This is a genomic window from Streptomyces sp. NPDC031274 (assembly GCF_055570235.1).
On record NZ_JBVIHP010000002.1, the window covers coordinates 86,138 to 111,616 of the forward strand.

A 25,479-nucleotide genomic window follows, 5' to 3' on the forward strand; every position below is an offset into this window, starting at 1 on the left:
TGTGATGCGCGGAACACCCCGACGACGCAGGCTGCGTTGTACAACGTAAGCTGTAGCGGTGCTGATTCGCGGCAAGTGGGGCGATATCGCGCGACGCCCCGGCTCATGGCACGGACCGCCTCATGGTGGTTCGGGCGGCGTGTCCGAAATGGGATGTATTGGGTCGGCAGTGTAGAACGGGAGATGTGACGGCAATGGCTACGGATGATCTCCAGCTGCGCGACGCATCCGCCGTCCTCGCGAAGGCCGCGGACGAGAACTTCCCGGTGGCGCCCTTCTTCCTGCCCCGCGCCTGGCGCGACGACCTCATGGCGGTGTACGGCTACGCCCGCCTCGTCGACGACATCGGCGACGGCGACCTGGCCCCCGGCGGCGCCGACGCGCGCCACCTCGGTGTGGACCCCGATGCCGCAGAGGACCGGCTCGCTCTCCTGGACGCCTTCGAGGCCGACCTGCACCGGGTCTTCGGGCCCGGCGAGCCCCGCCACCCCCTGATGCGCGCGCTCAAGCCGACCGTGCGCCGCTGCGACCTCACCCCCGAACCCTTCCTCGGCCTGATCGCGGCCAACCGCCAGGACCAGCTCGTCGCGCGCTACGAGACGTACGACGACCTCCTTGCCTACTGCGAACTGTCCGCGAACCCCGTGGGCCGTCTCGTCCTCGGCATCACCGGCACCGCGACCCCGGAGCGGATCCGCCGCTCGGACGCGGTGTGCACCGCCCTCCAGATCGTCGAGCACCTGCAGGACGTCGCCGAGGATCTGGGGCGCGACCGTATTTACCTGCCCGCCGAGGACATGAAGCGATTTCATGTGCGGGAGCGGGACCTGGCCGCACCGACAGCAGGCGCATCGGTGCGCGCACTGGTTGCATATGAAGCAGAACGCGCCCGCTGCCTCCTGAATGAAGGAACCCCCTTGGTGGGTAGCGTCCACGGCAGGCTGAAGGTGCTGCTTGCGGGATTCGTGGCTGGGGGGAGGGCGGCGGTCCATTCGATCGCCGCTGCCGGATACGACGTACTTCCTGGACCGCCGAAGCCCACCAGGCCGCGCTTGCTGCGCGAGGTGGGAGCGGTTCTGCGAGGAGAGGGGTGAGCCGGACCGTGGAGTCAGGCCCGAACGTGTCCGCGCCGGTTCTTGCCGCATACAGCTACTGCGAGGCCGTGACCGGACAGCAAGCACGCAATTTCGCGTACGGCATCAGGCTGCTCCCGATGCCCGAGCGCCGCGCGATGTCGGCGCTCTACGCCCTCTCGCGGCGCGTGGACGACATCGGTGACGGCGCACTCGAGCCGGACGTCAAGGCCGACCGCCTCGAAGAGACCCGGGCACTGCTCGTCCGGATCCGCGAGGGCGAGGTGGACGAGGACGACACGGACCCCGTGGCGGTGGCGCTCGCGCATGCCGCGACGCGCTTTCCCATCCCGCTCGGCGGTCTCGACGAGCTGATCGACGGCGTCCTGATGGACGTCCGCGGTGAGACGTACGAGACGTGGGAGGACCTCAAGGTCTACTGCCGGTGCGTGGCCGGGGCCATCGGGCGGCTCTCCCTGGGCGTGTTCGGTACGGAGCGGGGGGCGCTCAATGTCGAGCGCGCGCCGGAGTATGCCGACACGCTCGGTCTCGCGCTCCAACTCACCAACATCCTCCGCGACGTTCGCGAGGACGCGGAGAACGGCCGCACCTATCTTCCCGCCGACGACCTCGCCAAGTTCGGCTGCTCCGCCGGGTTCTCGGGCTCACAGCCGCCCGCCGGTTCCGACTTCGCCGGTCTTGTGCACTTCGAGGTGCGCAGGGCGCGTGCCCTCTTCGCCGAGGGATACCGGCTGCTTCCCATGCTTGACCGGCGCAGCGGTGCCTGTGTCGCCGCCATGGCGGGCATCTACCGACGGCTCCTCGACCGCATCGAGCGGGAGCCGGAGGCGGTCCTGCGCGGCCGTGTCTCGCTGCCGGGACACGAAAAGGCGTATGTCGCCGTGCGCGGTCTCTCCGGTCTCGACGCACGCACCGTCTCCCGACAGAGCGTCCGGAGGCGTACCTGATGGGCATCCACGGCGAATGCGGTGAACGTAGGGCAAGACCCTGCAACCGTCTGGCAACCCTCCGTACGGCCCTGGCGTCCCAGACTGCGACAGCCGAGGGGGAGAGCGCATGAGGGACGACGACACGCGTCCGGCTGCGGAGGCCGACGGCAGTGCCGGGCGGGGGGCCGCCGTGGTGGTCGGCGGAGGTCTCGCCGGTATCACCGCGGCCCTGTCCCTCGCCGACGCGGGGCTGCGCGTGACGCTGCTCGAAGGGCGGCCGCGCCTCGGCGGGCTCGCCTTCTCCTTCAAGCGCGGTGAGCTGACCGTCGACAACGGCCAGCACGTCTATCTGCGCTGCTGCACCGCCTACCGCTGGTTCCTCGACCGCGTCGACGGCGCGGCTCTCGCGCCCCTGCAGGAACGTCTCGACGTGCCGGTGCTCGACGCCGACCGCAATCGTCTCGGACGCCTTCGGCGCACCGAACTGCCCGTGCCGCTGCACCTCGCGGCGAGCCTCGCCACGTATCCGCATCTGTCGCTCGCGGAGCGCGCCAACGTGGGGCGCGCCGCGCTCGCCCTCAAGGGACTCGACCCGACCGATCCCAAGCTCGACGGCCAGGACTTCGGCAGCTGGCTCGCCGCGCACGGTCAGTCGGCGCGCGCCGTCGAGGCCCTGTGGGACCTGGTCGGTGTGGCCACGCTGAACGCCGTCGCGGGGGACTCCTCGCTCGGTCTCGCCGCGATGGTGTTCAAGACCGGGCTGCTCTCGCAGCCGGGCGCCGCCGACATCGGCTGGGCACACGTGCCCCTCGGTGACATCCATGACACGCTCGCCCGCAAGGCGCTCGACTCCGCGGGCGTGCGAACCGAACTGAAGACACGAGTCACCTCCATCTCCCGTACGGACAACGGGGGTTGGAAGGTCGAAGTTCCCGGCGAGGAAATCGAGGCGGAGACGGTCGTCCTCGCCGTGCCGCAGCACGAGACGCACGATCTGCTCCCGGACGGCGTCCTCGACGAGCCGGACCGGCTGCTCGACATCGACACCGCCCCGATCCTCAACATCCACGTCGTCTACGACCGCAAGGTGCTCAGGCGCCCCTTCTTCGCGGCCATCGGATCACCGGTGCAGTGGGTCTTCGACCGGACCGAGGCCTCCGGGCTCGCCGAGGGCCAGTACCTTGCGCTGTCCCAGTCCGCAGCCCAGGACGAGATCGACGCTCCCGTCGCCGCGCTGCGCGAGCGCTATCTGCCGGAGCTGGAGCGCATGCTGCCCGCCGCGCACGGCGCCGGAGTACGGGACTTCTTCGTGACCCGGGAGCGCACGGCGACGTTCGCCCCGACTCCCGGCGTGGGCCGGCTGCGGCCCGGCGCTCGCACCAAGGCTCCCGGCCTGTACCTCGCCGGGGCGTGGACCGCCACCGGGTGGCCCGCGACCATGGAGAGCGCCGTGCGCAGTGGCATCAGTGCCGCCGGGGCAGCTCTCCTCGCACTCGACCGCCCCCGCGACCACCTCTTCGACGTCGAGGAGGCCGCGTGAAGCCAGCCCTTCTGGGGTCAGGTCCCCAGAAATCCAGCACCGGAACAAGAGGAGAGACTGTGCCGACTGTGCCCTCGGCCGAAACGGCTGCCGACACGGTGGACGTGACCTCACTGCTCGAGCGCGGAAGGACGCTGGCCACCCCGGTGCTGCGGTCCGCCGTGGACCGCCTCGCGCCGCCCATGGACACCGTCGCCGCCTACCACTTCGGCTGGATCGACGCCGAGGGCAACCCGTCGGACGGCGACGGCGGCAAGGCCGTGCGCCCGGCGCTCGCCCTGCTCTCCGCGGAGGCGGCGGGCGCCGCGCCGGAAGTCGGCGTACCCGGAGCTGTCGCCGTCGAACTGGTGCACAACTTCTCGTTGCTGCACGACGATCTGATGGACGGCGACGAGCAGCGCCGCCACCGCGACACGGTGTGGAAGGTGCACGGCCCGGCCCAGGCCATCCTCGTCGGCGACGCCCTCTTCGCGCTCGCCAACGAGATCCTCCTGGAGATCGGCACCGTCGAGGCGGGCCGTGCCACGCGCCGCCTGACCTCAGCGACCCGCGCCCTGATCGACGGCCAGGCGCAGGACATCTCCTACGAGCACCGCGAGCGGGTCACCGTCGAGGAGTGCCTGGAGATGGAGGGCAACAAGACCGGCGCCCTCCTCGCCTGCGCCGTCTCCATCGGCGCCGTACTCGGCGGCGCCGACGACCGCACCGCCGACACCCTGGAGAAGTACGGCTACCACCTCGGCCTCGCCTTCCAGGCCGTGGACGATCTGCTCGGCATCTGGGGCGACCCGGAGTCCACGGGGAAGCAGACCTGGAGCGACCTTCGCCAGCGCAAGAAGTCACTGCCGGTCGTCGCCGCGCTCGCCGCGGGCGGGCCCGCGTCCGAGCAGCTCGGCGAGCTGCTCGCGGCCGACGCCAAGAGCAACGACTTCGACAGCTTCTCCGAGGAGGAGTTCGCCGCGCGCGCGGCCCTGATCGAGCAGGCGGGCGGCCGCGAGTGGACCGCCGAAGAGGCCCGGCGCCAGCACACCATCGCCATCGAGGCCCTGGACACCATCGAGATGCCGGAGCGGGTACGGGCCCAGCTCGTGGCGCTCGCCGACTTCGTCGTCGTACGGAAGAGATGATCACTATCGAGCGCATATGACTCGCAGTCGCCGGCCGGCGCCCAGCGCGTCGGCCGACGGCGGACCCACAGCAGAGAAGACGACTGCACGAAGGGGAAGCCATGACAGCGACGACCGACGGAAGCACCGGAGCGGTGACGCCCCGCGCACCTTCGGCCAGCCAGCCACTCGACACGACCGCCGCGCCGCCAGGGCCACTTGACGTCGCCGCGCGCGCCATACAGCGCTCCACCGATTTCCTGCTCGCGCAGCAGGACGCCGAAGGCTGGTGGAAGGGCGACCTCGACACGAACGTGACGATGGACGCCGAAGACCTGCTGCTCCGTCAGTTCCTGGGGATCCGGGACGAGAAGACCACCCGCGCCGCCGCGCTCTTCATCCGCGGCGAGCAGCGCGAGGACGGAACCTGGGCCACCTTCTACGGCGGTCCCGGCGAACTCTCCACCACCATCGAGGCGTACGTCGCGCTGCGTCTGGCCGGCGACGCTCCGAGCGATCCGCACATGGCGAGGGCCTCCGCCTGGATCCGCGACCAGGGCGGCATCGCCGAGAGTCGCGTCTTCACCCGTATCTGGCTCGCCCTGTTCGGCTGGTGGAAATGGGACGACCTGCCCGAACTCCCGCCGGAGCTCATCTACTTCCCCAAGTGGCTGCCCCTCAACATCTACGACTTCGGGTGCTGGGCCCGGCAGACGATCGTGCCGCTCACGGTCGTCTCCGCGATGCGCCCGGTCCGGCCCGCGCCCTTCCCGCTGGAAGAGCTGCACAGCGATGCGCGCGTACCGAACCCCAGCAAGCCCCTTGCCCGCGTGGGCAGTTGGGACGGCATCTTCCAGCGGCTCGACAAGGCGCTGCACGTCTACCACAAGGTCGCCCCGCGCAAAGTGCGCAGGGCCGCGATGAACAGTGCCGCTCGCTGGATCATCGAACGGCAGGAGAACGACGGCTGCTGGGGCGGCATCCAGCCGCCCGCCGTCTACTCCGTGATCGCTCTTCACCTGCTCGGCTACGACCTGGAACACCCGGTCCTCAAGGCGGGCCTCGCCTCGCTCGACCGGTTCGCGATCTGGCGCGAGGACGGCTCCCGGATGATCGAGGCGTGCCAGTCGCCGGTCTGGGACACCTGCCTCGCGACCATCGCGCTCGCCGACGCGGGCGTGCCCGCCGACCATCCGCAGCTCGTCAAGGCGGCCGACTGGATGCTCGGCGAGGAGATCGCGCGGCCAGGCGACTGGTCCGTACGCAGACCGGGTCTCGCCCCGGGCGGCTGGGCGTTCGAGTTCCACAACGACAACTACCCCGACATCGACGACACAGCCGAGGTCATCCTGGCCCTGCGCCGCGTCGACCACCCGGACCGCCCGCGCATGGAGAACGCGATCTCCCGCGGAGTGCGCTGGAACCTGGGCATGCAGTCCAAGAACGGCGCCTGGGCCGCCTTCGACGCCGACAACACGAGTCCGTTCCCCAACCGGCTGCCGTTCTGCGACTTCGGCGAGGTCATCGACCCGCCGTCGGCCGACGTCACGGGGCACGTCGTCGAGATGCTCGCCATCGAGGGCAAGGCGCACGACCCGCGCACCCGGCGCGGCATCGAGTGGCTGCTCGCCGAACAGGAGGCGGACGGTTCCTGGTTCGGCCGCTGGGGCGTCAACTACGTGTACGGGACGGGGTCCGTGGTGCCCGCGCTCACCGCGGCGGGCCTGCCGGGCTCGCACCCCGCGCTGCGCCGCGCCGTCGACTGGCTGGAGTCGGTACAGAACGACGACGGGGGCTGGGGCGAGGACCTGCGCTCCTACCGCTACGAGGAGTGGCGGGGCCACGGGGTCTCCACCGCGTCACAGACCGCCTGGGCGCTGCTCGCGCTGCTCGCGGCGGGCGAGGAGGAGTCCAAGGCCGTGGAGCGGGGCATCGCCTGGCTCGCCGAGGCGCAGCGGGACGACGGCTCCTGGGACGAGCCGTACTTCACCGGCACCGGCTTCCCCTGGGACTTCTCCATCAACTACCACCTCTACCGGCAGGTGTTCCCGCTCACGGCCCTCGGCCGGTACGTGAACGGGGAGCCGTTCGCGGGCCTCACCGTCAAGGGGGGTTGATGGACCGGACCCCGGCCGCTCAGAGCCCCGCACCGCTCCTGATCGCCTGCGCCCTGGGCATCGAGCACCTCGCCCTGCGCACGGGCGACCGCGGGGGCGCGCGGCGCGGGCGGGTCACCGTGCTCCGTACGGGCATGGGCCCCAAGAACGCCGAGCGCGCCGTCACCGGAGCCCTCGGCAAGGAATCGCTGCGCCACGCCGCCGTCGTGGCCACCGGTTTCTGCGCCGGGCTCGCTCCCGGCATGCACCCCGGCGATCTGGTCGTCGCCGACCAGACCCGCGACGCACACGGCCACACGCCCTGCGTCGGTACGGAACTGCTGGTCAAGGAGCTGGTGCGGGCCGTGCCCGGGCGCACCGTGCACACCGGCCCGCTGACCGGCTCCGACCACGTCGTCCGCGGACACGAACGCTCCGCCCTGCTCGCCACGGGCGCGATCGCGGTGGACATGGAGTCCGCCGCGACGCTGCACAGCGCGCTGCGGGCGGGAGCCCGGCCGGTTGCCGCCGTCCGGGTGGTCGTGGACGCCCCACAGCACGAACTCGTCCGCATCGGCACGGTACGCGGTGGAATATCGGCTTTCCGCGTCCTTCGTGCCGTGCTTCCCGCATTTTTCGAATGGCACCGTTCTTCTTTGCTCCCTCGGAGGTGAGCCAGATGGCCATGCCGCTGCGCCAGACCGTCAAGGTCGCGACGTATCTCTTTGAACAGAAGCTCCGCAAGCGTGACAAGTTTCCGCTGATCGTCGAGTTGGAACCGCTCTTCGCGTGCAACCTCGCGTGCGAGGGATGCGGAAAGATCCAGCACCCGGCCGGAGTGCTCAAGCAGCGCATGCCGGTGGCCCAGGCCGTGGGCGCCGTGCTCGAATCCGGTGCGCCGATGGTGTCCATCGCCGGTGGCGAACCACTGATGCACCCTCACATGGACGAGATCGTGCGGCAGTTGGTGGCGAAGAAGAAGTACGTCTTCCTCTGCACCAACGCCATGCTGCTGCGCAAGAAGCTGGAGAAGTTCACCCCTTCCCCGTACTTCGCGTTCGCCGTGCACATCGACGGAATGCGGGAGCGGCACGACGAATCCGTCGCGAAGGAGGGCGTGTTCGACGAGGCGGTGGAGGCCATCAAGGCAGCCAAGAAGGCCGGTTTCCGGGTGACCACCAACTCCACCTTCTTCAGCAACGACACACCGCAGAACATCATCGAGGTCCTCAACTTCCTCAACGACGAGCTGGAAGTCGACGAGATGATGCTGTCGCCCGCCTACGCCTACGAGAAGGCGCCGGACCAGGAGCACTTCCTGGGCGTCGACCAGACCCGCGAGCTCTTCAAGAAGGCCTTCGCGGGCGGCAACAGGCGGCGCTGGCGCCTGAACCACTCGCCGCTGTTCCTCGACTTCCTGGAGGGCAAGGCGGACTTCCCGTGCACCGCGTGGGCGATCCCGAACTACTCGCTCTTCGGCTGGCAGCGTCCCTGCTACCTGATGAGCGACGGGTACGTCCCCACGTACAAGGAGCTCATCGAGGAGACCGACTGGAGCAAGTACGGCCGCGGCAAGGATCCGCGGTGCGCCAACTGCATGGCGCACTGCGGCTACGAGCCGACCGCCGTCCTCGCCACCATGGGTTCCCTCAAGGAGTCCATCCGCGCCGCCCGTGAGACGGTCTCCGGAAACCGCGGGTGACGTCATGACCCCTGGAACGCCCGTCGCACTGGGCCTTCCTGAGCTGCCGGTCCGGCCGATCGCCGAGCGTCGCCTCACGCGGCGCATCGAGGTCGGGCCGGTGGCCGTGGGGGGTGGCGCACCGGTGTCGGTGCAGTCGATGACGACGACGCGTACGTCCGACATCGGGGCGACGCTGCAGCAGATCGCGGAGCTGACCGCGTCCGGCTGCCAGATCGTGCGGGTCGCCTGTCCTACGCAGGACGACGCGGACGCGCTTGCCACGATCGCGCGGAAGTCGCAGATCCCGGTGATCGCGGACATTCACTTCCAGCCGAAGTACGTCTTCGCCGCGATCGACGCCGGGTGCGCCGCGGTGCGGGTGAACCCGGGCAACATCAAGCAGTTCGACGACAAGGTCAAGGAGATCGCGCGGGCCGCGAACGACGCGGGCACGCCGATCCGGATCGGCGTCAACGCGGGTTCTCTGGACGCGCGCCTGCTCAAGAAGTACGGCAAGGCCACTCCGGAGGCGCTGGTCGAGTCGGCCCTGTGGGAGGCCTCGCTCTTCGAGGAGCACGGCTTCCGTGACATCAAGATCTCGGTCAAGCACAACGACCCGGTCGTGATGGTCAACGCCTACCGGCAGCTCGCCGCGGCCAGCGATTATCCGCTGCACCTCGGTGTGACGGAGGCCGGTCCGGCCTTCCAGGGCACGATCAAGTCGGCCGTGGCCTTCGGTGCGCTGCTCTCCGAGGGCATCGGCGACACGATCCGGGTCTCGCTCTCGGCTCCGCCGGTCGAGGAGATCAAGGTCGGTCTCCAGATCCTGGAGTCGCTGAACCTCAAGCCGCGCCGCCTGGAGATCGTCTCCTGCCCGTCCTGCGGCCGTGCCCAGGTCGACGTGTACAAGCTGGCTGAAGAGGTCACCGCGGGCCTGGACGGCATGGAGGTCCCGCTGCGCGTGGCCGTCATGGGCTGCGTCGTGAACGGGCCGGGTGAGGCTCGTGAGGCGGATCTCGGCGTCGCGTCCGGCAACGGCAAGGGGCAGATCTTCGTCAAGGGCGAGGTCATCAAGACCGTGCCCGAGTCGAAGATCGTTCAGACCCTCATCGAAGAGGCGATGAAGATCGCCGCACAGATGGAGGACGACGGCGTCACCTCAGGAGTGCCCGACGTCACCGTGAGCTGAGATCAACCAGAGAGGGGGCCCGAGCATGACCATTCTGGAAACCATCAAGGGACCGCGGGACCTGAAGGCGCTGACGGAGGCCGATCTCCACGAACTGGCGGAGGAGGTACGGGAGTTCCTGGTCCACGCGGTGGCCAGAACCGGGGGCCACCTCGGCCCCAATCTGGGGGTGGTCGAACTCTCCATCGCCCTCCACCGGGTCTTCGAGTCGCCGCTCGACCGCATCGTGTGGGACACCGGCCACCAGAGCTACGTACACAAACTCCTGACGGGCCGCCAGGACTTCTCCAAGCTGCGCGGCAAGGGAGGTCTCTCCGGCTATCCCTCGCGCGCGGAGTCCGAGCACGACATCGTCGAGAACAGCCACGCGTCGACCGCGCTCGGCTGGGCCGACGGCCTGGCCAAGGCGCGCGAGGTCCTGGGGGAGCGCGGGCACGTCGTCGCCGTCATCGGTGACGGCGCGCTGACCGGCGGCATGGCGTGGGAGGCGCTCAACAACATCGCCGCCGCGAAGAACCGGCCCCTGATCATCGTCGTCAACGACAACGAACGCTCGTACGCTCCCACTATCGGCGGCCTCGCCAACCACCTCGCCACGCTGCGCACCACCGACAGCTACGAGCAGGTGCTCGCCTGGGGCAAGGACATACTCCAGCGCACACCCGTCGTCGGGCACACGCTGTACGAGTCGCTGCACGGCGCCAAGAAGGGGTTCAAGGACGCCTTCGCGCCTCAGGGCATGTTCGAGGACCTCGGGCTCAAATACGTGGGGCCGATCGACGGGCACGACACCGGAGCCGTCGAGTCGGCACTGCGACGTGCGAAACGCTTCCACGGACCCGTCATCGTCCACTGCCTCACCGAGAAGGGCCGCGGCTACGAGCCCGCGCTCGCCGACGAGGCCGACCGTTTTCATACGGTCGGCGTGATGGACCCGCTGACCTGCGAGCCCCTCGCACCGTCCAACGGGCCCTCCTGGACCTCGGTGTTCGGCGACGAGATCGTACGTATCGGGGCCGAGCGGGAGGACGTGGTCGCGATCACCGCGGCCATGCCGGGGCCGGTCGGCCTGACCAAGTTCGCCGAGGCCTACCCGGATCGCGTGTGGGACGTCGGGATCGCGGAACAGCACGCCACGGTGTCGGCGGCCGGGCTCGCGACAGGGGGACTACACCCCGTCTTCGCCGTCTACGCCACGTTCCTCAACCGGGCCTTCGACCAGCTCCTGATGGACGTCGCGCTGCACGAGTGCGGAGTCACCTTCGTCCTCGACCGGGCCGGGATCACCGGCGTCGACGGAGCTTCGCACAACGGCATGTGGGACATGTCCATCCTCCAGGTCGTACCGGGGCTGCGGATCGCCGCGCCGCGCGACGCCGACCAACTGCGCACGCAGCTGCGGGAGGCGGTCGCCGTGGACGACGCGCCGACGCTCCTGCGCTTCCCCAAGGAGTCGGTCGGACCCGCGATACCCGCGGTGGACCGGATCGGCGGTATGGACGTACTGAGCCAGGACCCCGACGCGGACGTGCTGCTCGTGGCGGTCGGCGTGATGGCGCCCGTCTGCCTGCAGGCCGCCGACCTGCTGCGGGAGCGGGGGCTCGGCGTCACCGTGGTCGACCCGCGCTGGGTCAAGCCGGTCGACGCCGAACTGCCCGCCCTCGCCGCAGGACACCGTGTCGTGGCGGTCGTGGAGGACAACAGCAGGGCGGCCGGGGTCGGCGCGGCGGTCGCCCTCGCGCTCGGCGATGCCGAAGTCGACGTACCCGTAAGGCGGTTCGGCATCCCCGAGCAGTTCCTCGCGCACGCCAAGCGGGGCGAGGTGCTCGCGGACCTCGGGCTCACCCCGGTCGAGATCGCGGGGCGCATCAGCGCCACTCTGGCAGCCAAGGAGCACGGAGCATGACCAAGGAGTTCGACCTCGGCAGACTCCTCGCCGAGCGTGGCGCCGAGCGCTACGAACTGCACGCGCGGCATCTGAACCACCAACTGCCGCGCATGCTGCACACCATCGGCTTCGACAAGGTCTACGAGCGGGCCGATGGCGCGTACTTCTGGGACGCGGACGGCAACGACTACCTCGACATGCTCGCGGGCTTCGGGGTGATGGGCCTCGGCCGCCACCACCCCGTCGTACGCAAGGCGCTGCACGACGTCCTGGACGCCTCGCTCGCCGACCTGACGCGCTTCGACTGCCAGCCACTGCCCGGCCTGCTCGCCGAGCAACTGCTCTCCCACAGCCCGCACTTGGACCGGGTGTTCTTCGGCAACAGCGGCACGGAGGCCGTCGAGACGGCGCTGAAGTTCGCCCGGTACGCGACGGGCCGACCGAGGGTGCTGTACTGCGCGCACGCCTTCCACGGCCTGACGACCGGTTCGCTCTCGGTCAACGGCGAGTCCGGCTTCCGGGACGGCTTCGCGCCGCTGCTCCCCGACACGGCGGTCCCGCTCGGCGATCTGGACGCCCTGCGCAAGGAGCTGAGGAAGGGCGACGTGGCCGGGCTCATCATCGAGCCCATCCAGGGCAAGGGTGTGCACGAGACGCCGCCCGGCTATCTGCGCGCCGCCCAGGAGCTGCTTCATCAGCACAAGGCGCTGCTCATCGCCGACGAGGTGCAGACCGGGCTCGGCAGGACCGGCGAGTTCTACGCCTATCAGTACGAGGAGGGCGTCGAGCCGGACCTGGTGTGCGTCGCGAAGGCACTGTCGGGCGGCTATGTACCGGTGGGCGCGACCCTCGGCAAGGACTGGATCTTCAAGAAGGTCTTCTCGTCCATGGACCGGGTCCTCGTGCACTCGGCGAGCTTCGGGTCCAACGCGCAGGCCATGGCCGCCGGGCTCGCGGTCCTGTCCGTCATGGACGACGAGAAGATCGTCGAGAACGCGCGCGTGACCGGTGAGCTCCTGAAGTCCCGGCTCGGCGCGCTCGTCGACCGCTATGAGCTGCTGAGCGAGGTGCGCGGCCGTGGCCTGATGGTCGGCATCGAGTTCGGGCGCCCCAAGTCGCTGAAGCTGCGCAGCCGTTGGGCGATGCTCCAGGCGGCGCGCAAGGGACTCTTCGCACAGATGGTGGTCGTGCCGCTGCTGCAGAAGCACCGCATCCTCACCCAGGTCTCCGGCGACCATCTGGAGGTCATCAAGCTGATCCCGCCGCTGACCGTCGGGGAGAAGGAGGTCGACCGGTTCGTGGAGGCCTTCACCGCGGTGATGGACGAGGCGCACAGCGGGGGCGGCCTCATGTGGGACTTCGGGAAGACGCTGGTGAAGCAGGCGGTCGCCAACCGCTGAGCTGCGAGGGACGTACGGCCTTTGCCTCTGAGGCAAGAAAGTTGCCTCGGGGGCAAGATGCTGGCTCAATCGAGGTATGAGCACCGCCGAGCCCGAACCGGTCGACCCGCAGGACGCAGAGGTCCTGCCGGCCGTCGCCCCGCAACTGCGTGAGCTGCGGCGCCGTGCCGCGCTGACGCTGGAGGCCGCCGCCCGCAACGCCGGGCTCTCGCCCGCCCATCTCTCCCGCCTGGAGACCGGGCAGCGCCAGCCGTCCCTGCCCCTGCTGCTCGCACTCGCCCGCACCTACGGTACGACGGTCTCGGAGCTGCTCGGCGAGACGCCCGCCGACCGGGACGCGATCGTCCGCGTCGCGGACATGGAGCCGACACGGGCGGGCGGCTGGACCTACTGGCAGGCGGGTGCGCAGGGCCGAGGCATGCAGGCGCTGCGGGTGCACGTGCCGCACGGGGCGCAGGGCGACATCGTGCGCGTCCACCCCGGTGAGGAGTGGCTGTACGTCCTGACGGGGCGCCTGCGACTGCGGCTCGGCGACACCACGTACACGCTCGAACCCGGCGACAGCGCGCACTTCGACTCGCTGACCCCGCACCGGATCGCCGCCGCCGACCACCTCGGCACCGACCTTCTCTTCGTCCACACCCTGCTGCAGAGTCCCGCCACCGCGCTGTGCCTCGGCGGGACCTCGCACAGCCCCACCACGGGAGACCCGCGATGACGGAACCTGAAGCGCAGCAGCCCGACCGGACGGACCTCGCGGCCGTGCCCGCCAAGAAGAAGATGTCCATGGAGGAGAAGTTCCCCCGCGGGCTCTGGGTCCGGCTGATCGTCTACGTGGCCGTCGGCCACCTCTTCGCGGCCTTCATCTACCTGCTGTTCACGCTGGGCGCGCAGAACCAGTAGCCGTGGGCGCGGCTGCTCAGTCCAGGAGGTGCTCGCGCAGCCGCTCGCGGATCTCCGGAGTCACCTTGAGGCCCTCGGAGAGGTAGGTCTCCGTGTCGCCCCAGGTCTGCTCGATCGTCTCGAAGGCGGCGGCCAGGTACTCGGCGCGGGCTTCGAAGAGCGGGCTGAGGAGCTGCATGACCTCGGGGGACATGGCACTCGGGGAGTTGTCGCCGCGGCGCACCTTGTAGCGGCGGTGGGTGGCGTTCGACTCCAGGTAGTCCGCCTCGATGGCGTCGCGCTCGACGCCGACGGCGAGGAGCGTGACGGCTATCGAGAGGCCCGCGCGGTCCTTGCCCGCGGCGCAGTGCATCAGGGCGGGCACGCTGTCGGCGGCCAGCTCGCGCAGCACGCGGCTGTGCTCGGCGGTGCGGTCCCTGATGATCTCGCGGTACGTGTCGGAGAGGCGCCCCGCGGCCTGTCCGTCGGAGAGGGCCGCGCGCAGCTGGTCTATGTCCCCGTCGCGGACCATCGTCCAGAACTCGGCGCCGTGGGCCGGGTCGGTCAGCGGCAGGTTCACGTTGCGGACGCCGGGCAGCTCGACGTCCGGGCCTTCGAGCCGCTGGTCGGCCGCGTTGCGGAAGTCGTAGACCGTGTGCAGGTTCAGGGTGGAGAGGAACGCGGCGTCGGCCGCCGTGGCGTGCGCGAGGTGACCGCTGCGGAAGAGCCTGCCGTGGCGGACCCGGCGGCCGTCCGTGGTCGGAAGTCCGCCCACGTCACGGAAGTTGCGGACTCCGGTCAGCTCGGGCTCCGACAGCTCTGACGGCGGGACTTGCTGCGTCACGGGGGGCTCCTCCCATCCGGCCGCCGGCGCGGCTCGCCGGTGGGGATTGCGGCTTCGACCATACGACATGGGTTCCTGAGGCAATCACTGCTGGTCCACTGCTGGTGCCGCAGCGTTGCCGCACCGGTGATGCCCCTCCGCTTCGACCGCCGGCGCACGACCCGCTGTGTATTCCGGGCTTGAACGAAACTTGACCGGTGGCTTATCTCACCACCCGTCAACCCCTCCCTACGGTGGCGTAGGTCACTTAGCAAGGTGAAAGATATGACGATGTGAGAGCAGAGTCGACATCCTTCATCCCAGACACATTCACCTCCTACGCAGCGGTCGGCGACAGCTTCACCGAAGGCGTGGGGGACCCCGGTCCTGACGGAACGTTCGTCGGCTGGGCCGACCGCCTCGCCGTCCTGCTCGACGACCGGATGCCGGAGCACACCTTCCGGTACGCCAACCTCGCCGTGCGCGGCAAGCTGCTCGACCAGGTCGTCGCCGACCAGGTGCCCCTGGCCAAGGCCATGGGCCCCGACTTCCTGACGTTCTGCGCGGGCGGCAACGACATCATCCGTCCCGGCACCGACCCGGACGAGGTCGCCGAGCGGTTCGAGCGGGCGGTCGCCGACCTCACGTCGGCGGTCGGCACGGTCATGGTGACCACGGGCTTCGACACCCGCGGGGTGCCGGTCCTCAAGCACCTGCGCGGCAAGATCGCCACGTACAACGGCCATGTCCGCGCGATCGCCGACCGCTACGGCTGCCCCGTCCTGGACCTGTGGTCCCTCAAGACCATCCAGGACCGTCGCGCCTGGGACGGCGACCGCCTGCACCTCTCGGCCGAGGGCCACACCCGGGTGGCCCTCCGCGCGGCCCAGGTCCTTGGCCTCGAGGTCCCCGCGGACCCGGACCAGCCGTGGCCCCCGGAGCCGCCGCGCGGCACGCTGGAAGTGCGGCGCGACGACATCAACTGGGCGCGCGAGTACCTGGTGCCGTGGTTCGGGCGCCGGCTGCGGGGAGAGTCGTCGGGGGACCACGTGGAGGCCAAGGGCAGCGTGGACCCGTACACCGTCAGGATGCACATCGAGTCGGCACCCTGAGGGGGCCTCGGACGGGGGTCGTCAGCTCGCCGGAGTGGCGGCAGGGAGCAGGCCGAGCTCGCGTGTGAGGGCCTCGTCCACCCACGCCAGCATGCGGGCGCGGGGGAGCGTGCCCTCGTACGCCGTCGTCTGGACCGCGAGGCCGTCGAGCAGGGCCGTGAGGCGAAGGGCCGCACTCCGGGGGTCGGGGCAGGTGAACTCGCCTGCTGCGACACCCTCCCCGATGACCTCCGCGAGGGCCGCTTTCCACTGCTGGTCCAGTTCGCGCGTCACCGTACGCAGCGTGGGCTCGCGCAGTGCCGCGGACCAGCCCTCGATCCAGAGGCGCCAGCCCTTGGCCTGACCGGTGGGGGCGTACCAGCGGACGGCGGCGCGCAGACGGCGCAGGGCCGTGGTGCGGCGGCCCAGGAGGGCGCGGAGGTGGACCAGGTCGCCCTCGGCGGCGTGTGCGAAAGCCGCCGCCACCAGCTTCTCCTTCGTGGAGAAGTGGTACAGGACCAGGGCGTTGCTCACCCCGAGCGCCGCGGCCACGTCCGCGATGCGCACGGCCGCCACGCCGCGCACCTGGATCTGTTCGACGGTGGCGGCAAGCAGCTCCGCCCGCCGTTCCGCCACGCTCAACCGCACTCTCGCCACGCCGGTCAGCCTATCCGCCGCCGGTCCCTACGTGTCCATGTCCGGCTGCGCCTGCTCATGGGTTCGCCCACCAGCCGAATCGCTCCCCGATCACCGGCAGCCGGTCGGCGACCAGCGCGTGGGCGGCCGCGCGCGGCGTCGTGCCGTCCGCATCCGCGCGGCACAGGACCACATCGACCAAGGCCCGCATCGAGCGGCGCGTGTACGCGAAGGCCTCGTCCGCGTCGGCCCCGACGTCACCGAACAGCGTCCACCACCACCAGGCGTTGGTGCCGGAGTTGACCACGACGTCCGGCAGGACGGTGACACCGCGCTCCGCGAGGAGCCGCTCCGCCTCCGGCAGGACCGGCATGTTGGCCGCCTCGGCTATCCAACGGGCCCTTATCCGCGCCTGGTTGACCTCGTCGATCGTGTACGACACCGCCGCGGGGACCAGGATCTCGGCCTCCGTGGAGAGCCAGGCCTCGCCCGGCAGCTCGCGGTCGCCGGGGCGCAGCGCCGAGCGGTCCACGGTGCCGTGCGCGTCGCGGGCGGCGAGCAGCGCCTCCACGTCGAGCCCGGCCGGGTTGGCGATCGTGCCCCTGACGTCGGCGACGGCCACCGTGATCAGCCCCGCGCGCGTGAGGAAACGGGCGGTCGCGCCGCCCATGGTGCCAAGGCCCTGCACGGCTACGCGCGCGCCCGCGTGCGCGTAGCCGTCCCGGTCGAGCGCCGCGAGAACCGCCTCGGCGACCCCGTGCCCGCCGACCAGCTCGCCGAGGCCGATCCCCTCGACCTCCACGGAGAAGGCATCCGCCAGGCGTGCACGGGCCGCCGCCTCGTCGTCCAGGAGCGGATAGACGGCCTGGATGGAAGAGATCAAGCCTGCTTCCGCCGCCGCCTTGTCGACCAGGTCCTGGGTCAGGCCCAGGTCCTCGCCCGTGGTCCAGGAGCTCTCGATGTACGGCCGCACCGCCCGCAGGTAACGCACCAGGACGCCGTACGCCTCTGGCGCGCGCGGATCGCAGTCGATGCCGCCCTTGGCGCCGCCGAGCGGTATGTAGCGGGCGTTCGGGTCGTAGTGGAGGGCCTCCTTCATGGTCATCCCACGGGCAAGCCCCGCGACCTCGTCCAGGGTGCAGCCGGGGCGCATCCGCAGACCGCCGCTGCAGACACCCCGTACGAGGCGGTCGATGACCAGGAAACCCCTGTGGCCAGTGATGTGGTCGGTCCAGGTGAGGGACAGGAGAGGCGTGGGAAGTGGGGGCATGGAGCGTACTCCTACTGAATCGGGAATCAGTAGGAGTACACCACGCGCCGGAAGCGGCCCCGGCGTACGTGGCCGGTGCGGGCCCCTCCGGACGGCCGTTGTCCGGGGCGGTGCACATAATGGAGATCTGACCTACCCATTTCAGGAGGCGCTGTGTCCCGTTCGCTGAGCTCCGGGCTCCGCTCGCTCAGGACCGCCCCCTTCGGCGCGGATCCGGCCGGTGAGAGGCTCGCGAGGATCCACAGATCGCCGAATTTCGCCGACGGGACCTTCCAGAACCCCGAGGGGGCGCGGACCCGGCCCACCGGTTCCTCGCTCGAATTCGCGAAGATCTACTTCCGTAAGGAGGAGCGGATCCGGCGCGGCCCCTCGGGCACCGTCCCCGTGCATGCCACGACCCTCGCCGACCTCGCCGAGCCTCCGTCCGGCGGACTGCGGATCACCTGGATGGGGCACTCCAGCGTGCTCGCCGAGATCGACGGGAAGCGGGTGCTCTTCGACCCGGTCTGGGGTGAGCGGTGCTCTCCGTTCTCCTGGGTCGGGCCCAAGCGGCTGCACCCCGTGCCGGTGCCGCTCGCGGCGCTCGGCCCGGTGGACGTCGTGGTCATCTCGCACGATCACTACGACCACCTCGACATGCCCACCATCCAGGCCCTGGCAGGCACGGACACGGTGTTCGCGGTCCCGCTGGGCGTCGGAGCCCATCTGGAGCGCTGGGGTGTCCCCGCCGACCGGCTGCGCGAGCTCGACTGGAACGAGGCCACGAAGGTGGGCGGCCTGACCCTGACGGCGACGCCGGCGCGCCACTTCTGCGGACGCGGCCTGCGCAACCAGCAGCACACGCTCTGGGCGTCCTGGGTCGTCACGGGATCCGAGCACCGCATCTACCACAGCGGGGACACCGGCTACTTCAGCGGCTTCAAGGACATCGGCGCGGAGCACGGACCTTTCGACGTCACCATGATCCAGATCGGCGCGTACAGCGAGTTCTGGCCCGACATCCACATGACGCCCGATGAGGGGATGCGCGCGCACCTGGATCTCCAGGGCGGGCGGCCCGACGGTGTGATGCTGCCGATCCACTGGGGCACGTTCAACCTCGCGCCGCACCCGTGGTCAGCGCCGGGCGAGGGCACACTCGCCGCGGCGGGCCGGGTGGGGGCGCGGGTCGCGCTGCCCGTCCCGGGGGAGCCGTTCGAGCCCGCGTCGGACTCCGTTCCGGCACAGCCGTGGTGGCGCGGTGTCGCGATCGAGCCGGAGGGCGGGTGGACCCCTGCGCGGGACATCGCCGCGGGCACGGAGCGAGCCGAGCCCGCCGACCGCCCTGAGCGCACGGAGGGCACCGGAGAGCCCGAGGCGGCGCGCGTCGGCTGACCGTACCGACCGGCCCTGGAGCCGGGAGCCCCGTCAGCCGGGCGAGGGCGCAAGGGCCGGTCGGTCGGCCCCCTTGTCGGCCGGTGCGACGAGCATGGTGAACCAGACGGTCTTGCCGCTGGTGGTGGGCCGGGTGCCCCAGGCGTCGGCGAGGGCTTCGACCAGGTACAGGCCGCGGCCGTCCTCCTCGGTGCTCTCGGCGAGCCGGGCCCGGGGCCGCGGCGTGCTGTGGTCGGTGATCTCCACGCCCAGTTCGCGGACGCTGTGCCACACCCGCAGATTGAGCGGCCCCTGTGCGTGGCGGAACGCGTTGGTCAGGAGTTCCGAGGCCAGCAGGAGTGCCGTGTCGGCCTGTGCCGTGAGCCCCCATTCCTGGAGCTTCGCCCCCAGGAACCGCCGTCCGGCCGGGACCGAGACCGCCTCGCACTCCAGCCCCGTGTCCGCGGTGGCCAGCGGAGCCGTGGGGAAACTGACGAGCAGCAGGGTCACGTCGTCGGCGTACGTGTTCGTGTCCGGAAGCAGCGTGTGCAGGACGCGGTCGGCGGCGCTCTCCAGGCCGCCGGCACTGGCGACGGCGTCCTCCAGCATGCTGGTCACCAGCTTCAGACGGAGGTCGATGTCGCTGCTCGACGTCTCCACCAGACCGTCGGTGTAGAGGGTCAGGATCGTCCCGGCCCGCAGCGGAAGGCGGACCTGCTGGTGCGGCACACCGCCCACCCCGAGGGGAATGCCGGTCGGCACCGGCAGCTCGCGGACGTTAGCGTCCGGTTCGATGAGGAGAACCGGCAGGTGACCGGCCGAACATACGGTCATCTCGCCCTGCGCCGGGTCGGCCTCCAGATAGACGCAGGTGACGAACGGCTCGGGCAGGTCGCGGGTGAACGCGTCGAGCGTCTGCATCACCTCGCACGGCGGGAGCCCCGCCAGGGCCAGGGCGCGGGCCGCCGAGCGCAACTGCCCCATGACCACGGCCGCGTCCAGACCGCGCCCCATCACGTCCCCGACGAAGACCCCGACCCGCCCGGCCCCCAGGTCGATCAGGTCGAACCAGTCCCCGCCGACCCCCTGCCCCTGGGTCGACGGCAGATAGCGGCTGGCCGCCTGCGCGCCGGGAATCTGCCGGGCGTTCCCCATCAGATTGAGGGCGAGGGCGATCTGCCGCTGCTGCGCGTGCAACTCGGTGAGCTCCGCCTCGGCCGCCTTGCGGTCGGTGATATCGCGCATGAGCGAGCAGACGGCGGTGATGGACCCGTCGCGCGCGCGGATCGGCCACAGGGTCACGTCGATGTCCAGGACACGGCCGCAGCTGGCCATCCGGCGGGTCTCGTAGTGGTCGATCCGCTCGCCGCGGGCGATCTGCTCGAGCAGGCAGGCTTCCTCGTCCTTGAGATCGGGGGGCACGAGCATGTCGACGTGGCTGCCGAGGGCCTCTTCGGACGAGTATCCGTACAGCCGTCGCGCTGCCGCGTTCCAGAAGGTGATCTCCCCGTCGAGGGTCTTCATGAGGATCGCGTCCTGTGAGGATTCGACCAGCTCCCGGAAGAACCCCGGCTGGCTTCCGGCGCCCCGCAGCTTTTCCACTGACATCACTGATGCCTCGCTTCACCTGACGCGTTCGCACCCGGGCGGAGAACCGCGTCCTCCGACATCGCCGCACGTCCACGTCATCCATCACCTGTTGTGATGACGGATATTGCAGCACATCAGAGATCGCCCTCAGGGTTCTGCCGGTATTTCACTGATACGGATTCGCAGTTGTCCTCTCTGTGCAAATTCCCGGTGGACCGGGTGTCATATTGAGAATTTCGCTCACGCCGGAAGCGCCGGGCGGCCTGTCGGCTCACCGGCGTCCGCCGAACTCCCAGTCGTGGACCTCGATGTCGGCGTACCGGCCCGGGGTCAGGACGGTGCGTGCCGCCTCCGGGTCCGGGGCCCTGAGCAGTGCGGCCGTGCCCAGCCAGACGGTGCCGTCGTCGGACAGCAGCGGCCCGTAAGCGATCAGTTCGCCCCGGTCGTGCGGTACGTCGAGGTCGGCCGCCTGCCCCGAGCCGAGGCCGATGACCAGATAACGGTTGCCACCCGCGTTGCCACCGGGGAAATCCCACATGGTGCGTCCGAGCCGGTTGCGCCACCGGCGCAGCAGCACATCCCGGTACGCGCCCGCCTGGTAGTTGGGCTCGTCGAAGGCGAACGCGCGGGCGGCGGCGGGATCCGGCAGGTCGACGATGTGCACGCTGCCGGTGGGCGTCTCGCCGTCGGCGGCGAACGTCGGGCCGCGCGCGATCAGTTCCCGCGCGTACCGGTCCATGTAGGACCAGTGGTCCTCGACGAGTTCGTTGCGCAACGTGAGGGAGCCGGGCCGGTCGCGGTGGTAGCAGAAGAATTCCATGCCGCAGACTCTCGTCCAACGGACACCGGACTTTCAACGGAATTGAACGATGATCTGAACTGGTGTCCGAAGGAGCATTCGGACGACCGTGCGACGTGTCATACCAGAGCGGGACGATGGGTGCCGGACTTTGGCAACTGCCCCCCGCACTTCAAGCGTTGGTGACTACCGTGAGTGTCCGCCGGTCGACGCAGGGATCATGGCAGCGATCACGTCTGTGCCCTCCCGACCGGTACGGCGATGCCGCGAAGCCACGCGTCGCGCGCCCGTCGGAGCCCGCACCCTGACCGAGGACGCTGATGTCTCACCTTCGTGCACCGGCCGCCCGCGCAGACCGCCGTGAGGGCGGGCGGCACGGCAGGCCCGGGAGCCGGGCCGCGCCGTTGCCCGAGGCCCGGATACGGCCGCAGCTCCTGCGCATCGCCGTGCTGCCCGCCGTCGCGGTGGTGCTCTGCGCCGGTGCCGCCGTCCTTTTCATCGTCCGCTCGGCCCCCGGCCCGCTCGACCCCGCGCTCCTTGTCATCCTCGCCGCCGCCGGGGCCATCAGCCTGGCCAGCGTCGTGATCGCCGCCGTCGCAGCCGACCGCACCGCCTCCTCCGTACGCGACCGCGTCGGCACCCTGCGACGCACCACCGCGCGCGGACAGGCCGAGCTGCGCGAAGTCGTCGAGAAGCTGCGCCGCGGCGACGGTCCGCCCGCCCGCAGGGCGCCGGCCAGATCCGCACCGGACGGCGACGAGTTCGGGCTGCTCGCCGATGAGCTGAACCGGGCCCAGGACGTCGCCGTCACCGCCGTCGTGCAGGCCTCGCAGCTCTCCAGCCACGCGGGCAGCGAACAGAAGGTCGAGGTCTTCGTCAACCTGGCCCGGCGGCTGCAGTCCCTCGTGCACCGCGAGATCTCGATCCTCGACGACCTGGAGAACGAGGTCGAGGACCCGGAGCTCCTCAAGGGCCTCTTCCACGTCGACCATCTGGCCACCCGCATCCGCAGGCACGCCGAGAACCTCGCCGTGCTCGGCGGCGCCATCTCGCGCCGCCAGTGGAGCAGCCCCGTCCCCATGACCGAGGTGCTCCGCTCGGCCATCGCCGAGGTCGAGCAGTACTCACGGGTCAAGCTGGTGCCGCCGATCGCCGGCACCCTGCGCGGTCACGCCGTCGCCGACGTCATCCACCTCCTGGCCGAACTCGTCGAGAACGCCACGGTCTTCTCCGCCCCGCACACCCAGGTCCTGCTGCGCGCCAACCTGGTGACGGCCGGGCTCGCCGTCGAGGTCGAGGACCGGGGGCTCGGCATGCCCCTGACCGAGCAAAACAAGATGAACCACCTGCTCACCGACCCCGACCAGGTCAACGTCGCGAGCCTCCTCCAGGACGGGCGGATCGGCCTCTACGTGGTCTCCGCGCTCGCCCGCAGGCACGGCATCGCGGTCCGCCTCCAGACCAACATCTACGGAGGCGTGCAGGCCGTACTGATCCTGCCGCAGGGCCTGTTGGGCAGCGAACCGCAGGACGAGCCCGCCGCCGCGGGGCGCCCGCAGCAGGCGCCGCAGGCCGCACCGCCGGTCGCCCCCGTCGGCGTACGGGAAGCGGCACAGCAGCCCGCGGCGGCTCCCCACCCACAACCGGTCCCCGTGGCGCGGCAGCCGCAGCGGGACGCGCCGCAGGGCGCGCCACACACTCCCGCCACGAACGGCTCCGCTCCCGCGGCGAACGGCTCGACTCCCGCGGCGAACGGCTCCGCCCCCGTCCCGCTGCCCGTGCGGAGCAGGGAGGGCAGGCCGACCCCGGCCGAAGCCGTGCCGGGGATCCGGCCTCAGGACCGGCAGGCCGCCGCCGAGCACGCGGGGACCGCGCCGACCCCCCTCAACGGCGCCGTGCACGGCCGGGTGGCGAAGCCCCTGCTGCCCAAGCGGCGCGCCCAGGAACACATCGCGCCCCAACTGCGGGACGGTCCTTCGCCCCGCCCGGAGAGCGAACACCACATCGGTCACGACCCGGGCCTGATGGCCGCCTTCCAGCGCGGCATCGGACTCGCCGCCGCACAGGAGCCGCGTGACCCGGCGCCCGGACCCGACCTGGGCGTCTCCCGTGACGGAGGCGACCAGGGTGGCTGACCCGCACCACCCCGCAAGCCCCACGTCTGCCGAGGCAGACCCTCGTACCCCTAGGAGTCGATCCACCATGGCCAGCGATGCGCCGACCGGGCAGGTATCCGACCTCGACTGGCTGATGAGCGGACTCGTGCAGCGCGTGCCGCACACCCACAGCGCGGTCCTGCTCTCCTCCGACGGACTCGTGAAGTCGGTCCATGGCCTCGACCCGGACAGCGCCGACCACATGGCGGCCCTCGCGTCCGGGCTCTACTCGCTGGGGCGCAGCGCCGGCATCCGGTTCGGTGACGGCGGGGACGTACGCCAGGTCGTCGTGGAACTCGACTCCACCCTCCTGTTCGTCTCCACGGCGGGCTCGGGCACCTGTCTGGCGGTGCTCGCCGGGCGCGACGCGGACGCGGCGGTGCTCGGCTACGAGATGGCGATGCTGGTCAAGAGCGTGCGCCCCTACCTGATGACGGCACCCCGGCAGCTCGCCGGCGAACCCGCCCCGATGAGGCATTGACCGTGGCGGCCCCGCACGACGGGCCATGGCTCGACGAATCCGCAGGACGGCTCGTCCGTCCTTACACGGTCAGCGACGGACGGACCCGTCCGACCGCCCAACTGGACCTCCTGACCCAGGTGATGGCCACCGGAGGCCCGGTCGTCGGCTACCTGGGCCCTGAGCACTCGGCGGCGCTCGGGCTCTGCGCGACACCCACATCGGTCGCGGAGATCGCGGCGCAGCTGAAGCTGCCCGCGGTCGTGACCAAGGTGCTGCTCTCCGATCTCGTCGACTGCGGGGCACTCACCCTGAGAGCCCCGGACTTCTACCACAACCCCACTGACCGGTCCCTGTTGGAGGCAGTGCTCGATGGACTACGACGACAGCTCTGACCCCTTCCCCACCGCGCTGAAGATCCTGGTCGCGGGAGGGTTCGGGGTCGGCAAGACGACCTTTGTGGGCGCGGTGAGCGAGATCTCGCCGCTGAGCACGGAGGAACTCCTCACCACGGTCAGCGAGGGCACCGACGATCTGTCGGGCGTCGAGAACAAGACCACCACGACCGTGGCCATGGACTTCGGGCGCATCACCCTCGATCCGGAGCACGTGCTCTATCTCTTCGGTACGCCCGGCCAGGAACGCTTCTGGTTCATGTGGGACGAACTCTCCGAAGGGGCGCTCGGCGCGGTGGTCCTCGCCGACACCCGCCGCCTGGAGGACTGCTTCGCGGCCGTGGACTTCTTCGAGCAGCGCGGCATGGGATTCATCGTCGCCATCAACGAATTCGACGGTGGTCACCGCTATGAACCCGAAGAGGTACGTTCCGCCATCGACCTGGATCCTCAGGTGCCCGTCGTGCGGTGTGACGCGCGGATCTCCAGCTCCGGCATCGCGACCCTCCTCACCCTCGTCAAACACCTCCTCGCCCACGCCCCGGCCGCCCCGAGCTACGGAGCCCACACCTGATGTACGACTCGACCGCGCACCTGCTGCTCACTCCCGTCGACAAGGAGGCGCCGAATCGGGTGCGGCGGTTGCACAGGCTCGGCATAGGACTCCGTCCGGACCTCGCCTTCGACGCCTTCGCCGACCGGCTCGCCCAGGTCACGGGCGCCCCGTACTCCATGGTCAACTTCATCGACGAGAACCGGCAGTTCTTCGCGGGCCTGCACACCCCGGACGGCACGGCGTGCCGCTACATGGAGCGCGATCACGGCTACTGCCCGCATGTGGTCGTGCGGCGCAAGGCCCTCGTCCTTGAGGACGTCCGCGACTATCCGCGGTTCGCGGGGAACCCGGTGGTCGACGAGATCGGGATCCGCTCCTATCTGGGCGCCCCGCTCATCGACCGCACGGGCATCGCGCTCGGCACGGTCTGCGTCGTGGACGTCGAGCCCCGGCCCTGGGGCAGGGCGGGACTTGAGACGATCAAAGCGATGGCGGCGGAGCTGATCGAGCAGATTCACCGCCGGGAGGACGGCGGGATCTGA

General features: G+C 70.5%; 24 protein-coding genes. 19 read left to right on the top strand and 5 right to left on the bottom strand.

Annotated elements, in window-relative coordinates; all coding sequences use genetic code 11:
- Nucleotides 1-194: 194 nt before the first annotated feature.
- From hpnC to ACZ5CR_RS03420, 12 genes are all read left to right on the top strand, one after another.
- Nucleotides 195-1,094, top strand: a complete 900-nt coding sequence (gene hpnC, locus ACZ5CR_RS03365) for a squalene synthase HpnC (protein WP_468853120.1) — start codon at nt 195-197, stop codon at nt 1,092-1,094.
- Nucleotides 1,091-2,041, top strand: a complete 951-nt coding sequence (gene hpnD / locus ACZ5CR_RS03370) for a presqualene diphosphate synthase HpnD (RefSeq protein ID WP_468853121.1) — start codon at nt 1,091-1,093, stop codon at nt 2,039-2,041. The genes hpnC and hpnD overlap by 4 nt, the downstream gene beginning before the upstream one ends.
- 109 nt (nt 2,042-2,150) lie before the next feature.
- Nucleotides 2,151-3,563, top strand: coding sequence for a hydroxysqualene dehydroxylase HpnE (hpnE, locus tag ACZ5CR_RS03375; protein WP_468853122.1), 1,413 nt, complete (start codon nt 2,151-2,153; stop codon nt 3,561-3,563).
- A complete protein-coding gene (locus ACZ5CR_RS03380; protein ID WP_389900448.1) occupies nt 3,560-4,690 on the top strand; it encodes a polyprenyl synthetase family protein in 1,131 nt (376 codons plus the stop codon). Before hpnE ends, ACZ5CR_RS03380 begins: the two co-directional genes overlap by 4 nt.
- A gap of 101 nt (nt 4,691-4,791) precedes the next feature.
- Complete coding sequence (shc, locus tag ACZ5CR_RS03385) at nt 4,792-6,786, top strand: squalene--hopene cyclase (protein WP_468853124.1); 1,995 nt, start codon at nt 4,792-4,794, stop codon at nt 6,784-6,786.
- Nucleotides 6,786-7,439, top strand: coding sequence for a phosphorylase family protein (locus ACZ5CR_RS03390; protein ID WP_468853126.1), 654 nt, complete (start codon nt 6,786-6,788; stop codon nt 7,437-7,439). The genes shc and ACZ5CR_RS03390 overlap by 1 nt, the downstream gene beginning before the upstream one ends.
- Nucleotides 7,440-7,444: 5 nt before the next feature.
- The gene (gene hpnH / locus ACZ5CR_RS03395; protein WP_468853127.1) at nt 7,445-8,467 is read left to right on the top strand and encodes an adenosyl-hopene transferase HpnH; all 1,023 of its coding nucleotides are present in this window, start codon (nt 7,445-7,447) and stop codon (nt 8,465-8,467) included.
- 4 nt (nt 8,468-8,471) lie between these two features.
- A complete protein-coding gene (gene ispG / locus ACZ5CR_RS03400; RefSeq protein ID WP_468853129.1) occupies nt 8,472-9,638 on the top strand; it encodes a flavodoxin-dependent (E)-4-hydroxy-3-methylbut-2-enyl-diphosphate synthase in 1,167 nt (388 codons plus the stop codon).
- A gap of 25 nt (nt 9,639-9,663) precedes the next feature.
- On the top strand, nt 9,664-11,544 hold the full coding sequence (dxs, locus tag ACZ5CR_RS03405; RefSeq protein WP_468853131.1) for a 1-deoxy-D-xylulose-5-phosphate synthase: 1,881 nt from the start codon (nt 9,664-9,666) through the stop codon (nt 11,542-11,544).
- Nucleotides 11,541-12,926, top strand: coding sequence for an aspartate aminotransferase family protein (locus ACZ5CR_RS03410; protein ID WP_468853133.1), 1,386 nt, complete (start codon nt 11,541-11,543; stop codon nt 12,924-12,926). The genes dxs and ACZ5CR_RS03410 overlap by 4 nt, the downstream gene beginning before the upstream one ends.
- Before the next feature lie 76 nt (nt 12,927-13,002).
- A complete protein-coding gene (locus ACZ5CR_RS03415; RefSeq protein WP_468853134.1) occupies nt 13,003-13,644 on the top strand; it encodes a helix-turn-helix domain-containing protein in 642 nt (213 codons plus the stop codon).
- A gap of 68 nt (nt 13,645-13,712) precedes the next feature.
- Complete coding sequence (locus tag ACZ5CR_RS03420; protein ID WP_361830421.1) at nt 13,713-13,829, top strand: DUF6126 family protein; 117 nt, start codon at nt 13,713-13,715, stop codon at nt 13,827-13,829.
- Nucleotides 13,830-13,845: 16 nt separating this feature from the next.
- Here ACZ5CR_RS03420 and ACZ5CR_RS03425 read toward each other — a convergent pair whose 3' ends face one another.
- Nucleotides 13,846-14,652, bottom strand: a complete 807-nt coding sequence (locus tag ACZ5CR_RS03425; RefSeq protein WP_468853136.1) for a tyrosine-protein phosphatase — start codon at nt 14,650-14,652, stop codon at nt 13,846-13,848.
- Nucleotides 14,653-14,924: 272 nt separating this feature from the next.
- On the opposite strand from ACZ5CR_RS03425, the gene ACZ5CR_RS03430 reads away from it, so the two are divergent.
- On the top strand, nt 14,925-15,743 hold the full coding sequence (locus tag ACZ5CR_RS03430) for an SGNH/GDSL hydrolase family protein (protein ID WP_468853137.1): 819 nt from the start codon (nt 14,925-14,927) through the stop codon (nt 15,741-15,743).
- A gap of 21 nt (nt 15,744-15,764) precedes the next feature.
- Here ACZ5CR_RS03430 and ACZ5CR_RS03435 read toward each other — a convergent pair whose 3' ends face one another.
- Nucleotides 15,765-16,379, bottom strand: coding sequence for a TetR/AcrR family transcriptional regulator (locus ACZ5CR_RS03435; protein ID WP_468853139.1), 615 nt, complete (start codon nt 16,377-16,379; stop codon nt 15,765-15,767).
- A gap of 55 nt (nt 16,380-16,434) precedes the next feature.
- Nucleotides 16,435-17,628, bottom strand: coding sequence for a Glu/Leu/Phe/Val dehydrogenase dimerization domain-containing protein (locus ACZ5CR_RS03440; RefSeq protein ID WP_468853141.1), 1,194 nt, complete (start codon nt 17,626-17,628; stop codon nt 16,435-16,437).
- 153 nt (nt 17,629-17,781) lie between these two features.
- Between ACZ5CR_RS03440 and ACZ5CR_RS03445 the strand changes: the two genes are divergently transcribed.
- Nucleotides 17,782-19,002, top strand: a complete 1,221-nt coding sequence (locus ACZ5CR_RS03445) for an MBL fold metallo-hydrolase (protein ID WP_468853143.1) — start codon at nt 17,782-17,784, stop codon at nt 19,000-19,002.
- Between the two features lie 33 nt (nt 19,003-19,035).
- Here ACZ5CR_RS03445 and ACZ5CR_RS03450 read toward each other — a convergent pair whose 3' ends face one another.
- The gene (locus ACZ5CR_RS03450; RefSeq protein ID WP_468853144.1) at nt 19,036-20,589 is read right to left on the bottom strand and encodes an ATP-binding SpoIIE family protein phosphatase; all 1,554 of its coding nucleotides are present in this window, start codon (nt 20,587-20,589) and stop codon (nt 19,036-19,038) included.
- A gap of 253 nt (nt 20,590-20,842) precedes the next feature.
- A complete protein-coding gene (locus ACZ5CR_RS03455) occupies nt 20,843-21,391 on the bottom strand; it encodes a YciI family protein (protein WP_468853145.1) in 549 nt (182 codons plus the stop codon).
- A gap of 299 nt (nt 21,392-21,690) precedes the next feature.
- Here ACZ5CR_RS03455 and ACZ5CR_RS03460 point away from each other — a divergent pair, with 299 nt between their 5' ends.
- The 5 genes from ACZ5CR_RS03460 (at nt 21,691) to ACZ5CR_RS03480 (ending at nt 25,479) form a co-directional block, all read left to right on the top strand.
- On the top strand, nt 21,691-23,505 hold the full coding sequence (locus tag ACZ5CR_RS03460) for a sensor histidine kinase (protein ID WP_468853147.1): 1,815 nt from the start codon (nt 21,691-21,693) through the stop codon (nt 23,503-23,505).
- 67 nt (nt 23,506-23,572) lie between these two features.
- Complete coding sequence (locus ACZ5CR_RS03465; RefSeq protein ID WP_365855210.1) at nt 23,573-24,007, top strand: roadblock/LC7 domain-containing protein; 435 nt, start codon at nt 23,573-23,575, stop codon at nt 24,005-24,007.
- 2 nt (nt 24,008-24,009) lie between these two features.
- Nucleotides 24,010-24,381, top strand: coding sequence for a DUF742 domain-containing protein (locus ACZ5CR_RS03470; RefSeq protein WP_468853150.1), 372 nt, complete (start codon nt 24,010-24,012; stop codon nt 24,379-24,381).
- The gene (locus tag ACZ5CR_RS03475) at nt 24,359-24,955 is read left to right on the top strand and encodes a GTP-binding protein (RefSeq protein WP_389900417.1); all 597 of its coding nucleotides are present in this window, start codon (nt 24,359-24,361) and stop codon (nt 24,953-24,955) included. Before ACZ5CR_RS03470 ends, ACZ5CR_RS03475 begins: the two co-directional genes overlap by 23 nt.
- A complete protein-coding gene (locus ACZ5CR_RS03480; protein ID WP_468853869.1) occupies nt 24,952-25,479 on the top strand; it encodes a GAF domain-containing protein in 528 nt (175 codons plus the stop codon). The genes ACZ5CR_RS03475 and ACZ5CR_RS03480 overlap by 4 nt, the downstream gene beginning before the upstream one ends.

Excerpts from the sequence above, each read along its gene's own strand:
- hpnC (WP_468853120.1), top strand. The coding sequence starts at position 195 with ATGGCTACGGATGATCTCCAGCTGCGCGACGCATCCGCCGTCCTCGCG.
- hpnE (WP_468853122.1), top strand. The coding sequence starts at position 2,151 with ATGAGGGACGACGACACGCGTCCGGCTGCGGAGGCCGACGGCAGTGCC.
- shc (WP_468853124.1), top strand. The coding sequence starts at position 4,792 with ATGACAGCGACGACCGACGGAAGCACCGGAGCGGTGACGCCCCGCGCA.
- ACZ5CR_RS03390 (WP_468853126.1), top strand. The coding sequence starts at position 6,786 with ATGGACCGGACCCCGGCCGCTCAGAGCCCCGCACCGCTCCTGATCGCC.
- hpnH (WP_468853127.1), top strand. The coding sequence starts at position 7,445 with ATGGCCATGCCGCTGCGCCAGACCGTCAAGGTCGCGACGTATCTCTTT.
- ispG (WP_468853129.1), top strand. The coding sequence starts at position 8,472 with ATGACCCCTGGAACGCCCGTCGCACTGGGCCTTCCTGAGCTGCCGGTC.
- dxs (WP_468853131.1), top strand. The coding sequence starts at position 9,664 with ATGACCATTCTGGAAACCATCAAGGGACCGCGGGACCTGAAGGCGCTG.
- ACZ5CR_RS03410 (WP_468853133.1), top strand. The coding sequence starts at position 11,541 with ATGACCAAGGAGTTCGACCTCGGCAGACTCCTCGCCGAGCGTGGCGCC.
- ACZ5CR_RS03415 (WP_468853134.1), top strand. The coding sequence starts at position 13,003 with ATGAGCACCGCCGAGCCCGAACCGGTCGACCCGCAGGACGCAGAGGTC.
- ACZ5CR_RS03420 (WP_361830421.1), top strand. The coding sequence starts at position 13,713 with ATGGAGGAGAAGTTCCCCCGCGGGCTCTGGGTCCGGCTGATCGTCTAC.
- ACZ5CR_RS03440 (WP_468853141.1), bottom strand. The coding sequence starts at position 17,628 with ATGCCCCCACTTCCCACGCCTCTCCTGTCCCTCACCTGGACCGACCAC.
- ACZ5CR_RS03450 (WP_468853144.1), bottom strand. The coding sequence starts at position 20,589 with ATGTCAGTGGAAAAGCTGCGGGGCGCCGGAAGCCAGCCGGGGTTCTTC.
- ACZ5CR_RS03455 (WP_468853145.1), bottom strand. The coding sequence starts at position 21,391 with ATGGAATTCTTCTGCTACCACCGCGACCGGCCCGGCTCCCTCACGTTG.
- ACZ5CR_RS03460 (WP_468853147.1), top strand. The coding sequence starts at position 21,691 with ATGTCTCACCTTCGTGCACCGGCCGCCCGCGCAGACCGCCGTGAGGGC.
- ACZ5CR_RS03465 (WP_365855210.1), top strand. The coding sequence starts at position 23,573 with ATGGCCAGCGATGCGCCGACCGGGCAGGTATCCGACCTCGACTGGCTG.
- ACZ5CR_RS03475 (WP_389900417.1), top strand. The coding sequence starts at position 24,359 with ATGGACTACGACGACAGCTCTGACCCCTTCCCCACCGCGCTGAAGATC.